This window comes from Conexibacter sp. S30A1 (assembly GCF_023330665.1).
GTDB lineage: Bacteria > Actinomycetota > Thermoleophilia > Solirubrobacterales > Solirubrobacteraceae > Palsa-465.
This window is the reverse complement of record NZ_CP097127.1, coordinates 164150-177516: the sequence shown is the minus strand read 5'-3', so window position 1 is coordinate 177516 and position 13367 is coordinate 164150. Positions and strand designations below refer to the sequence as shown.

General features: G+C 68.5%; 13 protein-coding genes. 2 read left to right on the top strand and 11 right to left on the bottom strand.

Translation table 11 applies throughout. The features are described 5' to 3' along the window. Positions 1 to 28: 28 nt before the first annotated feature. Positions 29 to 1654, top strand: coding sequence for a putative manganese-dependent inorganic diphosphatase (locus M3M54_RS00870; RefSeq protein ID WP_249020305.1), 1626 nt, complete (start codon positions 29 to 31; stop codon positions 1652 to 1654). 19 nt (positions 1655 to 1673) lie between these two features. Here M3M54_RS00870 and rsfS read toward each other — a convergent pair whose 3' ends face one another. From rsfS to obgE, 5 genes are read right to left on the bottom strand one after another with little or no spacing between them, the layout of a single operon-like run. Next, a complete protein-coding gene (rsfS, locus tag M3M54_RS00865; RefSeq protein WP_249020304.1) occupies positions 1674 to 2030 on the bottom strand; it encodes a ribosome silencing factor in 357 nt (118 codons plus the stop codon). Beyond that, the gene (gene nadD, locus M3M54_RS00860) at positions 2027 to 2665 is read right to left on the bottom strand and encodes a nicotinate-nucleotide adenylyltransferase (RefSeq protein ID WP_249020303.1); all 639 of its coding nucleotides are present in this window, start codon (positions 2663 to 2665) and stop codon (positions 2027 to 2029) included. The genes rsfS and nadD overlap by 4 nt, the downstream gene beginning before the upstream one ends. Next, the gene (locus tag M3M54_RS00855; RefSeq protein WP_249020302.1) at positions 2658 to 3929 is read right to left on the bottom strand and encodes a glutamate-5-semialdehyde dehydrogenase; all 1272 of its coding nucleotides are present in this window, start codon (positions 3927 to 3929) and stop codon (positions 2658 to 2660) included. Before M3M54_RS00855 ends, nadD begins: the two co-directional genes overlap by 8 nt. 15 nt (positions 3930 to 3944) lie before the next feature. Then, the gene (gene proB, locus M3M54_RS00850; protein WP_249020301.1) at positions 3945 to 5042 is read right to left on the bottom strand and encodes a glutamate 5-kinase; all 1098 of its coding nucleotides are present in this window, start codon (positions 5040 to 5042) and stop codon (positions 3945 to 3947) included. 9 nt (positions 5043 to 5051) lie between these two features. Further along, positions 5052 to 6374 (bottom strand): GTPase ObgE, encoded by a 1323-nt coding sequence (gene obgE / locus M3M54_RS00845; protein WP_249020300.1) that lies wholly within the window; start codon positions 6372 to 6374, stop codon positions 5052 to 5054. 48 nt (positions 6375 to 6422) lie between these two features. Between obgE and mscL the strand changes: the two genes are divergently transcribed. After that, positions 6423 to 6824, top strand: coding sequence for a large conductance mechanosensitive channel protein MscL (gene mscL / locus M3M54_RS00840; protein WP_249020299.1), 402 nt, complete (start codon positions 6423 to 6425; stop codon positions 6822 to 6824). A gap of 24 nt (positions 6825 to 6848) precedes the next feature. On the opposite strand, the gene rpmA is transcribed toward mscL, so the two are convergent. From rpmA to mreD, 6 genes are read right to left on the bottom strand one after another with little or no spacing between them, the layout of a single operon-like run. Next, entirely contained in the window at positions 6849 to 7112 is a 264-nt protein-coding gene (rpmA, locus tag M3M54_RS00835) for a 50S ribosomal protein L27 (RefSeq protein ID WP_249020298.1), read from the bottom strand. After that, a complete protein-coding gene (gene rplU / locus M3M54_RS00830) occupies positions 7102 to 7431 on the bottom strand; it encodes a 50S ribosomal protein L21 (protein ID WP_249020297.1) in 330 nt (109 codons plus the stop codon). The genes rpmA and rplU overlap by 11 nt, the downstream gene beginning before the upstream one ends. 2 nt (positions 7432 to 7433) lie before the next feature. After that, positions 7434 to 9356, bottom strand: a complete 1923-nt coding sequence (locus M3M54_RS00825) for an Rne/Rng family ribonuclease (protein WP_249020296.1) — start codon at positions 9354 to 9356, stop codon at positions 7434 to 7436. A 41-nt stretch (positions 9357 to 9397) separates the two neighbouring features. Next, complete coding sequence (locus tag M3M54_RS00820; protein WP_249020295.1) at positions 9398 to 10594, bottom strand: FtsW/RodA/SpoVE family cell cycle protein; 1197 nt, start codon at positions 10592 to 10594, stop codon at positions 9398 to 9400. Between the two features lie 7 nt (positions 10595 to 10601). Continuing rightward, positions 10602 to 12740 carry a penicillin-binding transpeptidase domain-containing protein gene (locus tag M3M54_RS00815; RefSeq protein ID WP_249020294.1) on the bottom strand — a complete coding sequence of 713 codons (2139 nt, stop codon included), beginning with the start codon at positions 12738 to 12740 and terminating at the stop codon, positions 10602 to 10604. Then, on the bottom strand, positions 12740 to 13354 hold the full coding sequence (gene mreD, locus M3M54_RS00810; RefSeq protein ID WP_249020293.1) for a rod shape-determining protein MreD: 615 nt from the start codon (positions 13352 to 13354) through the stop codon (positions 12740 to 12742). Before mreD ends, M3M54_RS00815 begins: the two co-directional genes overlap by 1 nt. Between the last annotated feature and the right edge of the window lie 13 nt (positions 13355 to 13367).

Genomic DNA, 13367 nt, shown 5'->3' with positions numbered 1-13367 from the left:
TTCGCTGCAATATCGAGATAATCGCCGGGTGCAACCTGTTTACGTGTGCGGCCACCGCAACCCCGACACGGATTCGATCGGCGCTGCGATCGGTTACGCGGAGCTCAAATCGGCACTCGATCCGGGGACCGTCTACATCCCAGTCCGACTCGGTGAGTGCAACCCGCAGACGCGCTGGGCGCTCGAGCGCGCGGGGCTTTCAGAGCCTGAGCTTTTGCCGCACATCAGGCTGCGCGCGGGGGATCTGATGCGAACCGAGTTTCCGCGGATGCAGGCCCATGATCCGGTTCGCGAAGCGGGTCTGGCGCTCGACCGCAGTGACTACGACCTCGTTCCCGTCATCGACGAGGCGGGCGTTCTGGCCGGAATCGTCTCGACCCGCGCGCTCGCCCGCCGCTACGTGCGCGAGTCGGACGCCGGCTCGGAGGTGCGCGTGCAAACCCGCTTGCAGGCCGTGGTCGACGCGCTGGACGGCGAGCTCCTGGCGGGCGAGGACCGCCCGCTCACCGGCCGCATCTGGATCCATGCAAGCGCAGTTGAGAGCGCGGCTGGGATCGCGGGAGCGGCGATCGTGGTGGTCGGGGACCGCCCGCGCGCCCAGCGCGGAGCATTGGAGCACGACCTGGCGCTGCTCGTGCTTGCGGGCGGCGCCCGCCCCACGCCGGAGATCCTTGAGCTCGCGCGGGCGCGGCACACGGCCGTGATCAGCTCGCCGCTTGACAGCTTCCTCGCCGCCCGCATGATCACGCTCGCCGCGCCATGTGACGAGTTGGTCGAACACGACCAGGTGCTTGCCACCGTGGACGACCTGATCAGCGAGGTCGCGGCGCAGATCAGGGACTCACGTCACGGCGCCGGGCTCGTCTGCGACGCTGAAGGCCGACCGATCGGCCTGATCGCACGCTCGGACCTGGACTCACCCCTGCGCCGCCGCGTGATCCTGGTCGACCACGCCGAGCAGGCGCAGAGCGTGCCCGGCATCGACCAGGCGGAGATTGTCGAGATCCTCGACCACCACCACATCGGCTCGATCGAGACCAGGGTTCCGGTCCGAGCGACGTTCGACCCGGTCGGGTCCACCTCCACCCTCGTGGTCGAGCGGTTCCGTCGCAGTGGCGTCGAGCCGAGCCGGTCAGCGGCGCTGCTGCTGCTCTGCGCAGTGCTCTCCGACACGGTGATTCTCGCCTCGCCGACCACCACCGAGCGCGACGCAGCGGTGGTCGAGCACCTCGAGCGCGTGCTCGAGCTGGACGCCCGTGCGTTCGGCCGCCAGATGTTCGAGGAGACATCTGATGTGGCGGGCATCGCCGCCGAGGACCTTGTCCGGCGTGACGCCAAGGCCTACCAGTCCACCGGCGGCACGCCGTTCGTGATCGCACAGGTTGAGGTCGTCGGCAAGGGTCTGCTGGAGCGCGAGGGCGAGCTGCTCAGGGCGATGGCACGCGAGCGCGCGGGCCAACAGGTGGCGCTCTACGCGCTGATGGTGACCGACGTGCTGGACAGCGGCACCGACCTGCTGGTCGACGGCGAGCCGGGTGCGGTCGCCGCGGCGAGCAAGGCCTTCGCGGTCACTCCCAACGGTGGCTGCCTGCACCTGCCGGGGGTCATGAGCCGCAAGAAGCAGGTGGCGCCGAAGCTGCTGGGCGCGCTCTGACGGTCGCGCCAGCGCGGGCTCAAACAGGCGCGAAATCGAAGCTTCTGGACGGCGCTTCGCCCCACAGCTGCTCGAGCCGGTAGAACTCGCGCATCTCCGGGCTGAAGATGTGAACGATCACGTCGCCGTAGTCCATCAGCACCCACTGGGCCGCAGTCGCCCCGTCCACCCGTGTCGGCGCCAGCGCGTGAGCGCGCTTGACGCCGAGCTGGATTCGCTCGTGGATCGCCCTGACCTGCCGGTCGCTGCGGCCGCTGCAGATCAGGAAGTAGTCGGCCACAGAGGACAGCTCGCGCAGATCGAGCGCGACGATCGCCTCCGCCTTGGCATCGGACGCATGCTCGGCGGCTGCCAGGGTGAGCTCTTCGGGCGTCATGTCGGGTTGATACCTCCATAGATACGGTGTTGTGCGATGTACTCGGCCACGGCCTCCGGAACGAGGTAGGTGAGCGGCCGGTGCTGCTGGACGCGCCGACGGATGTCCGTCGATGAGATCTCGATCTGCGGCATCCGGAAGAAGACCGAGCGCTCCGCACCGGGTAGGCCGGCGAGCGCCCGGTCGATCTCCGCGCGCGATGTGCCCCGCCGTTGGGCCACGGCCAGCCTCGCGTGGGCGAGCACGCGCTGCGGCTCACGCCAAGTCGGCAACCCGGCTGCGACATCGCCGCCGACGAGCAGGAACAGCTCGCTATCGGGCATCAGCGCTTTCAGTGCCTCAAGGGTATCGGCTGTGTACGACGGGCCGGCCCGGCCAACCTCGAGCTCGGATACGACAAAGCGCGCGTCGCCGGCCACGGCGCGCCGGCAGAGCTCAAGCCTGTGCGCCGCGCCCGGATCCTCCTTGAGTGGCTTGTGTGGCGGCTGCCCGGCCGGCATCACGATCACGCGCGCCAGGCCGAGCTGCTCGTGAGCCTCCTGAGCGAAGATCAGATGCCCCAGATGCGGCGGGTTGAAGGTTCCCCCAAGGATGCCGACGCGTTCGCTGACGGCCTGCGCAGCCGGCTCACTCACGGACGTGACCGGAGCCCTCGACCAGGTACTTGTAGGTGCACAGCTCGCGCAGGCCAATCGGGCCGCGCACATGCAGTTTCTGGGTCGAGTTGCCGATCTCAGCCCCCATGCCGAACTCACCGCCGTCGGTGAAGCGCGTGGAGGCGTTGACATACACACAGGCCGCGTCAACCTGCAGCTCGAAGGCTCGCGCCGCAGCCGTGTCGGAGGTGACGATCGCCTCAGAGTGGCCGCTGCCATGCCGGTTGACGTGCTCAATCGCAGCCGTGAGGTCGTCCACGACGGCCACGGCCAGCTCGAGCGCCAGGTACTCCGTGTCCCAGTCCTTTTCGGTGGCGCTCCGGATCGGGAGCTCCGGGACCAGCGCACGGGTGCGCTCGTCGCCGTGCAGCGTGACCCCGGCGTCGTGCAGCGCGTGCAACGCTCGCGGCAGAAAGACGGGCGCGACGCCAGCGTGCACGAGCAGTGTCTCGGCCGCATTGCAGACCCCGGGGCGTTGGACCTTGGCGTTGACGATGATCGCCTGCGCAGCCTCCAGGTCGGCGGCACGATCGACGTACACATGGCAGTTGCCGGACGCGGCGTAGATCACCGGCACGGTCGCCACGCCCTTGAGCGCAGCCTTCAGACCCTCGCCGCCCCGCGGAATGATCAGGTCCACGGTCGCGCTCTGCGTCGCCAGCTCGACCAGCTGCTCGCGACCGCCGCCCGCGATGAGCGTGACTGCGTCCGACGGCAGGCCCGCCTCCGCAACGGCCTGCGCGGCGATCGCCGCGAGCACCGCGTTGGAGTGCGCCGCCGTGCGCGAGCCGCGCAACAGCACCGCATTGCCGGACTTCAGGCACAGCGCGGCAGCGTCGATCGTGACGTTCGGCCGCGCCTCGTAGACGACCGCCACGACGCCCAGCGGGACCCGCACCTTGCGCACGTCCAGGCCGTTGGGCAGCCGGAAGCCGTCGATCACCTCACCGACGGGGTCGGGCAACGCGGCGATCCGGCGCGTACCCTCGGCGATCCTCGCGATGCGACGGGGATCCAGCGCCAGGCGGTCGACCAGGGCGGCGTCGAGACCGGCCTGGCGTCCGGCGTCCAGGTCGCGCGCATTGGCGGCGAGGATCTCCGGCTCGCGCTCTTTAAGCGCGGTGGCGATCGCCTCGAGCGCCGAGTTCTTGACGGCAGCGCTGAGGCTCGCCAGCGTGCGCGAGGCCTGCTTGGCACGGAAACAGCGTTCCGCTACGGATGCTTGCGCGGTGAGCGTGGACATGATCTGAGGCTAAGACTACGCGAGCACGAAGTGGTCGCGATGGACCACCTCGTCGCTGGCCGTGGGCATCAGCTCGCGCACCGCCGCGGACTTGAGCCCCCGCACACGCTCGAGCTCGGCGGCAGCGTAGTTGCTGATGCCCTTGCCGATGAGCTCTCCCGCACAGCTGACCTCCACGGCATCACCGGCCTCGAACTCGCCGTTGACCGCGACGACGCCAACCGGCAGCAGGCTGCGTCCCCCCTCCCGCAGCGCCCGCCCGGCGCCGGCGTCGACGTCGACGGTGCCGCGCGCGGGCTTGGCGTACTTCAGCCAGAGCTTGAAGCTCGGCACGCGCTCCTCGCGCGCCGCAAACGTGGTGCCGAGCCGCTCCCCGCGCGCGGCCGCGGCCACCGCGCCGGGACGGCGCCCGTTGGCGATCACGGTCGGGATCCCGGCGGCACTGGCCATCTCCGCGGCCACGACCTTCGACCTCATGCCGCCCGACCCGAGCGTCGATGTCGCCTGCGTGATCTGTAGCGCCTCGAGCTGGTCGAGCCGCTCGATCCTCTCCACCACCCGCGCCTGCGGGTCGCTGCGTGGGTCGGCCGTGAACACGCCGTCGGTGTTGGTCAACAGCAGCAGCCGCTCGGCCCCCACGAGGATCGCCACCTGCGCGGCCAGAAAGTCGTTGTCGCCGAAGGAGATCTCGTCGGTGGTGGTCGTGTCGTTCTCGTTGATCACCGGCACCACGCGCCAGTCGAGCAGCTTGCTCAGCGTGTGGCGCACGTTCAGGTAGTGGGTCCGTGCGTGGAGGTCGAAGAAGGTCAGCAGCACCTGGGCGCTGCGCAGCCCGCGGGCCGCCAACAGCTCGTCATAGACACGGTAGAGCTTGCCCTGGCCGATCGCACTGGCAGCCTGCAGCTCATCGATCGCCCGGGGGCGCCGCGCCGGGGGTATCTGCATCACCGAGAGCCCCCGAGCGATCGCGCCGCTGGTGACGATCACCGGTGCGATCCCGTCGGCGTGCAGCGCCGCCACGTCGTCGCAGATCCGCCCGAGCACCTGCTCGCGCACGCTGCCCTCGTCGTCTGCCACGACGCTCGAGCCAAGCTTGATCACGACCGCTCCCATGGCGTCAGGTTACGGCTCCAGATCGAAGCTGACCCCGGCGATCTCCACATCGTCGCCGGCCTCGAACCCGGCCGCCTCGAGCGCCCGGATCACCCCGAGCCCTCGCAGCCGCCGTTCCAGGTAGGCGAGCGCGTCCTCGTTGTCGAGGTCGAATCGTGCCACCATGGACTCGACCTCGGCGCCGACCACGCGGAAGCCACCGGCCTCGTCGCGCTCGACGCGAAAGCCGCCGGCCGGCGCGGGCCTGAACACACGGTGCTCGGCGAGCGTCTCGGCGCTCGGCGCTCCGGCGGTGGCCCGCTGGCCACCGCCGTCGTCAGCGGCGCTCAGCCCGGCGTCCTGCAGCGGCACGCGGCGCAGCAGCTCGACCGCGAGCTCGTCGAGCCCCAGGCGGCTGGCGGCCGAGGTGAGGATCACCGGCACCTGCGCGCCGAGCCGGACCTGCCAGCGTGCGCGCGCCTTGGCACCCTGCTCCGGCGTGACCAGATCGGCCTTGGAGAGCGCCAGGATCCGCGGCAGCGTCGCCAACCGTGCCTGATACAGCTCGAGCTCGCGCTCCACCGTCGCATAGTTCTCGTCTGGGTCTGACCCGTCGAGCGGCGCGAGGTCGAGCACGTGCACGAGCAGACGCGTGCGCTCGATGTGCGCCAGGAACTCGTGCCCCAGCCCGACGCCGGTGGACGCGCCCTCGATCAGGCCGGGGATGTCGGCGATCACCAGCTGGCGGTCATCGTGGTGCAGCGTGCCGAGCACCGGCTCAAGCGTCGTGAACGGATAGGCTGCGACCTTGGGCGTGGCCCGCGTGAGACGCGCGATCAGCGACGACTTGCCGGCGTTGGGGACGCCTACCAGCCCCACATCCGCGAGCAGCTTGAGCGCAAGCGTCAACCAGCCCTCCTCCCCAGGCAGGCCGCGCTCGGCAAAACGCGGCGCCTGGCGCGTGGAGCTCGTGAAGTGCCGGTTGCCGCGCCCGCCCTCGCCGCCACGGGCGACCAGCGCGCGCTGGCCGGGGCGCACCAGGTCGTAGCGGGTTCCGTCCGCTTCCCGCAGAACCTCCGTGCCGGGCGGCACGGGCACCTGAAGCTGTGGGCCATCGGCCCCGTGGCGCTGTGCGCCCTGCCCATGCGTGCCGCGCTTGGCTTTGAAGTGCTGCTGGCGGCGGAAGTGCTCCAGGTCCCGGTAGGAGTCGTCGCAGACGAGCACGACATCCCCGCCGCGGCCCCCGTCACCTCCGTCGGGGCCGCCCTTGGGCACGTGCGCCTCGCGTCGGAAGCTCATGCAGCCGTCGCCGCCGCCGCCCGCCTGCACGTGGATACGCGCCCTGTCCTTCATGTCATAAGCTCTGCGCCATCAGCCAACCGAGACCGGGAGTGTGTGGCGATGAAGACGCTTTCTGAGTTCAAGGCCTTCCTCATGCAAGGCAATCTCGTGGCTATGGCCGTCGCGTTTGTGATCGGCACGGTGTTCGCGGAGCTGGTCAAGGCGCTGGTGGCCGACCTGATCACACCGATCATCGCCCTGATCTTCGGAGACCCGAACTTCGGCAACCTGTCGTTCACGATCAACTCGAGCCACTTCGCCTACGGGGATTTCATCAATGCGGCGATCACGTTCCTGAGCGTCGCGGCGGCCGTCTTCTTCTTCGTCGTCAAGCCGTACGAGGGGTTCAAGCAGCGTTTTGTCGCGGAGGACACCTCGGTGAAGGCCTGCCCGGAGTGCACCTCGACGATCCCGGCGGCGGCACGGCGCTGCCCGCAGTGCACCGCCGTGCTAGCCGACTGAGCGCAACGAGTTGCGGCGTCGCGCTCAGGCCGCGTCGTCGGCCGGCGCCACGGAGATCATTCGCCCCTTGCGGCCGCGTGTGAACTGCACCACGCCAGCTGACCTGGCGTAGATCGTGTCGTCCTTGCCGATGCCGACGCCGACGCCGGGGTGAAAGCGGGTTCCGCGCTGGCGCACGATGATCTCGCCACCGGAGACGCTCTGGCCGCCAAAGACCTTGACGCCCAGGCGCTGTGCGTTTGAGTCGCGCCCGTTGCGTGACGAGCCGAGACCCTTCTTATGCGCCATGCTCAGCCTCCTGGCCAGCCTCGATGTTGGTTATCTGGATCCGGGTCAGCTCCTGCCGGTGGCCGTTGCGCCGCTTGTAGCCACGCTTGGGCTTGAACTTGACGACCCGTAGCTTGGGCCCGCGCTCGTGGGCGAGGACCGTGGCCGCGACCCTGGCCGAGGCCAGCCCCTCACCGTCGAGCATGCGCTCGCCGTCGACGACGAGCAGCGGCGGCAGCGACACGCTTTCGCCCTCTGCGGCCGCGAGCCGCTCAACGAGCAGGCTCTGGCCCTCCTGGACACGGTATTGCTTGCCGCCTGTCTTGACGATTGCGTACATGATCACTCTGAGGAAGGTTCGTGGTCGGCGGTTGCCGCACCAGCCGTTACCGTCGCCCGGCGCGCAGGTGAGCGCCGGCCGCGACGCCGGACAGACGATTCTACTGCATCGCCCACGGGCGCGTCAGCGACCAGGGCAGCGGGTGGCTGGTCGATCAGCACGGCGACCGCCTCGGTGCGCCCGACCTGCTCGATGCGCACCAGCCGCTTCTGACCGACCGCCGCGTCCGCGTTGCGCACGCAGATGATGTAGCCGTCCACCTTTGCCACGGCATCGCCGGCGCTGTACATGTGCGGCTCGATGATCTCGAGGTACACCTCCTCACCCTCGCGGAACGGCAGTGCGCGCTCCAGGACCTGCTGGCGGTCGGCCTCCATGAGCACCGCGAAGTGATCCAGCGGCAGCCCCTCTGAGCCCTCGAAGTGGAACCACTTTCCGGTCTCAGCCTCGATCGCGCGCAGCACACGCGCGTCGTGTCCGGTGAACTCCTGGCTCACACGCGGGTTCATCTGGATCAGCAGAGCCTCCGCCGAGACCTTGGTGGCGAGCTCACGCATGCGCCGCTCAAACTCAATCGCAATCGTCTCCTCGGACTTGATCACTCCCTCGCCGTGGCAGGTCGGACACGGTCGGGTCATGATCTCCCGCACGCCCTCGGTGACGTTCTGACGTGTCATCTCCACCAGCCCGAGTGGCGAGATCTCGACCACGAAGGTCTTTGTGCGGTCCTCGTCGAGCGCCTTGCGCAGCGTCTTGAGCACGGCATCGCGGTTCCTGGCACGCGCCATGTCGATGAAGTCGATCACGATGATCCCGCCGATGTCGCGCAACCGCAGCTGACGCACGACCTCCTCTGCCGCCTCGAGGTTGGTCTTGGTGATCGTGTCCTCCAGCCTGGCGCTCTTGCCCTTGCCGGTGAAGCTGCCGGAGTTCACGTCGATGACGGTCAGCGCCTCGGCGTAGTCGATCACCAGGTAGCCGCCGCTGGGCAGATCGACACGCCGCGAGAGCGTGGAGTCGAGCACGCGATCAACCCCAAAGGCCTCAAACAGCGGCCGCTCTTCGCTCCACAGCTCGACCAGGTCAACGAGCTCGGGGGCGGTACGCGAGAAGAACGAGACGAGGCGGTGGTGCTGCTTCTCGTCGTCGACGATCGCCCGCTCGAACTCGCCTGAGTAGATGTCGCGCACGACGCGCACCGACAGGTCGGCCTCCTGGAAGACGAGTGCCGGCGCCTCGGTCTCGGCCACCCGCTTGCGCAGCACCTCGTTGAGCTTGAACAGGTAGAGCAGCTCGCGTTCCAGGTCGGCGCGCTTGGCCCCCTGCGCGGCCGTACGGATGATCGCGCCCGCGCCCTGCAGATCCAGCTTGGCAGCCTCCTTGCGGAGCCGTTCGCGTTCGCGCTCATCGAGCCGGCGCGACACGCCCACACCCTCACCAAAGGGTGCGAGCACCATGTACCGTCCGGCGATCGTGAGATCCATGGACAGGCGTGCGCCCTTGGTCTTGAGCGGGTCCTTGACAACCTGCACGACGATGTCCTGACCGGGCTTGAGCAGGTCTCCGATCTGTGCCGCATCGCGACCGGAGCCGCGCCCGCGGCGCGGCGCCTCAACGCCCGGCAGAACGATCTCGTCGACGTGCAGAAAACCGTTCTTGTCAAGACCGATGTCAACGAACGCGGCCTCGAGCCCGGGCAGCACGTTGTCCACCCGCCCCTTGTAGATGTTGCCGACGATCGAGCGGTTGCCGCGGCGCTCGAGATAAAGCTCCGCCACCGCGTAGCCGGCACCGGGGTTGGCGCTGCGCCGCCGTCGCCGGGTGGTGGCGGGAGCTGCGGGCCGGGGAGCCGGCTCACCGGCCCGTTCGAGCAGGGCCACGCGGGTTTCGCCGCGGTCGACGCTGACCAGCACTTGCTTCTTCAATTTCTGTTCCTTTTCGAGTTCTTGCGTCCGACGGCGAACCGTCAGACGATCAGCGCCCGGGCCTTGCCCGTCGACGACATCCGTGCCTGGACGTGGATCGACTGCAGCAGGCCTATGGCTATGAAGGTTGTGACCACCGAGGAGCCGCCGTAGGCGATCAGTGGTAGCGGGATGCCGGTGACCGGCATGATTCCCATGTTCATGCCGATGGTCACGAAGACCTGGTACATGAACATGGCGAGGATCCCGCCCGCGATCAGGGTCCCGTACAGGTTCTTGGCCATCGTCACGATCCGCAGCGTGCGCCAGATCAAGAGCGCGTAGAGCGAGATCACGACGGCGGCGCCGACAAACCCGTACATCTCACCGACAGTGGCGAAGATGAAGTCGCTGTCGGCCTCCGGGATGAAGCCGCCCGTTGCCTGGCTGGCCTTGGCCGGTCCCGTGCCGGTCTTCTGTCCGGAGCCCAGCGCGATCAGGCCCTCGTGCAGCTGGTAGCAGTTGGTGTCCTTGGACACGTTGCAGTTCGGGTTCAGGAAGGTCGTCAGGCGCGCCGTCTGGTAGGGCTTCAGGACATGGACGCCAACCGCCGGCGCGACCGTCAGGACGATCACGGTGGCTGCCACCACCAGCGCCGCCAGCGCCGCCAGATGCTTCCAGCTGGTCCCCCAGAAGAACAGCACGGCGACCGAGATCACCCCGTAGATCAGCGCGTCACCGAGGTCGGGCTGAGCCATCACGATCATCGCCGGGATCAGCCCGAGCAGCAGGATGCGTGCGGTCGTGCGGTGCTCCCCCACTCGTCTCGAGCGCTCGACGGCGAAGGCCGACAGCGCCAGAATCAGCAGCACCATGCAGAACACCGAGGACTGGAAGCTGAAGCCCGGCAGCGGGATCCGTCGCTGTGAGGCGCCGGCGCTACCACCGGGCGCGTGGAAGGCGAACACCGCCAGGTTGAGCACGATCGTCAGGCCGTAGATCACGTAGCGCAGCTCACGCAGCCGCGAGTAGTCGAAGCGGCTGATCACGAGCGCCACCACGATCCCAAGCCCAGCGAAGATCGCCTGGCGCTTGTACTCGCCGACGTAGGGCGGGACGTTCAGCGCGTGCAGGACCACGATCGAGCAGGCCGAGAGCGCCACCGCGGCGAACATCAGCAGCGGGTCGATGCGCAGCAGCTGGCCGCTGGTCCGGCTGGAGGACTCTCCGCTCAGCTGCAGTGGGGTGGTCGCGCTCACGGTCACGTTACCCCAGCCCGACCATCGGTCCGGGTTTGCCGAAGTAGAACTGGGAGAGGATCTGGCGCGCGACCGGTGCCGCGGAGCTGGTGCCGTAGCCACCGCGCTCGATGTCGACGACCACCACGATCGGCTTGCGGGTCGCGGTGCCCGGCACGTAGCAGGCATACCAGCCGTCGGTGGGCCCGCCCGGGCTCGCGTTGAGCTCGGCGCTACCGGTCTTGCCGTAGACCGGCAGCGGCAGGCTCGACATCACGTCGGTGGAGGTCCCCTGCGGGCCCTTGGCGGCCAGGTAGAGACCCTGCCGGATCGCGTTCAGGTAGGCCGGGTTGATATTCAGCTTGCGCTTGGGGGCCGGGTTGATGTTCTGCACGAGCGTGCCGGTCGGCGACTGGATCTCGGAGCCGATGTGCGGCGTGACGATCGTGCCGCCGTTCTCAACCGCGGAGTAGACGACGGCCAGCTGGATCGGCGTGACCTGGTCAACGTACTGGCCGACACCGGTCTCGACGTTGTCGTCGACCGTCCAGTAGCTGGCGTTGGCGATACCGCAGCCGCCCGAGAGCACCTCGTTACCGAAATCACCCATCACCGCCGGATGCTTGGGGCCGCCCTTGTAGAGGCCGGTGGCGTTCTGGCACTGGAGCTCCTCCTTCCAGAGCGCCGTCTGCACCCTCGGCGAGCCGATCAGCCCAGGGCTCTCGCCGGGGAGGTCCACGCCGGTCGTCTGGCCGAGGCCGTAGCGGCGCGCCCAAGCCTGCAGGGCGAAGCCCTTCGGATAGTTGGCGGGGTTGCCGTTCAGCAGCCGGCCGAGGTTGTAGAAGAACTCGTCGTCTGAGACCTCGATCGCGGTCTGCAGATCCACGACTCCGTAGTTGGCATGCCCGGCGTTGCTCAGACACGGCGCGCCCTTCAGACAGAACAGCCGGCCGGGGTAATCGTTGAAGGTCTCACCCAGCTTCCAGACGCCGGTCTCGAGCGCCGCTGTGGCGGTCACCGGCTTGAAGGTCGAGCCGTCCGGGAAGGCCCCCTGAATCGCACGGTTGAGCAGCGGCTCGTGGTTTGCCGGGTTGTTCAGGAAGGCCCACTCCTTGGTGGGGATGCCGTTGGCGATCGAGGCGGGGTTGTAGGTGGGGCTCGAGCCCATCGCGTAGATCTGCCCGTTCTGCGGGTCGATTGCGACAAACGAGCCGCCATCGGCCCCGAGGCTTGAGTTGGCCTTGATCGACGTGGCCAGCGCCTGCTGCCCAACCTTCTCCAGCGCCGCGTTCAGCGAGAGCTTCAGCGTGTCACCAACGAGCGGTGCCGTCGCCTTCGCGTAGCCCTCGAACTGCCCCTGGGCGTTGACCTTCACACCCTCACTGCCGTTGACACCCTGCAGGTACTGGTTGTACTGCTCCTCCAGGCCGGACTGTCCGACGATGTCGCCGGCCTGCGCGCTCTTGTAGATCTTGTCCTTGATCTCAGCCGGCGTGACCTGGCTCAGGTATCCGAAGAGCTGCGCGCCGGCGGTCCCAAGCGCGTACTTGAGCTGGTAGGTGTCCTGCGAGACCACACCGGGAAACTCGGTCTGACGCTCGCCGATGTAATCCTGAATGTATGTCGGCACATCGGTCTTGATCGTCGCGTTGCCGTACTGAGACTGCGCGACGCTCTGGGCCACCAGACAGGCGATCGGCGAGAGGCGGACGTGCGAAACCTCCGGGCCCTTGTTGGCGATGTAGACGGTGTAGCTGCAGCGCGTGGGCGTGGCAGACATGCCGAGCAGCTTCGCCAGGCGCGCCATCACCGCTTCGGCGGCTTGGGGGATCACGACCGGGTGCTTGAGCTGCAGGTCGAGCGTGGCGCCGCCGCCCGGCAGGCTGCGGGGCGCAATCTGGATCGACGGCACCGGGACCGACTGCACGAGCGGCTGCCCGCTTGCGTCGACGATCTCACCGCGCGGTGCCGGCACCGGGATCGAGAGCACCGTCTGGCTCTGCGCCTGGGCCGCGTACTGGGTGCCGGTGAGCACCTGCAGGAACCAGAGGCGAAAGAAGATCACGGCGAACATCAACAGCGCCAGCCCGCCAACGAGCGCCACCCGCAGCGCCAGCTGCGGGGTCATGGGCGGCGTGCGATCGTCTGCGGGGGTCGGTCCGAGCATCAGCGCACCCTCGCGCGCGTGCTGCCCGCAAGCCGCTCAGACGGCCGCTCGAGCGGGCTCAGCGAAGCGTTGTAGGCGCGCGCGCCGCGGGTTCGGGGTCCGCGCGGCAGCACGCGGTAGAGCACACGCCGGATCAGCTCATAGACGGGCAGCGCCAGCAGGCTGTTGACGAGCACCTGCAGGACGATCTGCTGCAAAAGCAGCAGGCTGACGGGCGCCTCGACGCCGAGCAGAAACTGGATGACCGCCATGCCGACACCGGTGAAGCCCGTGGCGAGCGCCCCCAACAGGAGCGGCGCGAGGCCGTTTGCCGGGTCGCGCAGCTCGCGCAGGCGCCCTGACCAGTACCCGACGGTGATGAACAACAGCGACGTGACGCCGATCGTCTGGAACATGACCACATCCACCATCAGGCCGATCGCGAAACCGGCGATCGCGCCCGCCATCGAGCCGGCCAGCAGGCCGATGGACATCACCGCCAGCGAGGTGACATCGGCGGTGACACCGAACAGCGTGATCTGCGAGACAACGGCCACCTGCAAAACGACCGCGACCACCGCGATCAGCGCGATCCGGGCCACGAGCGCAAGCGTGTTGTTGTCCCTGCCGTTCACGGTCGCCTCGACG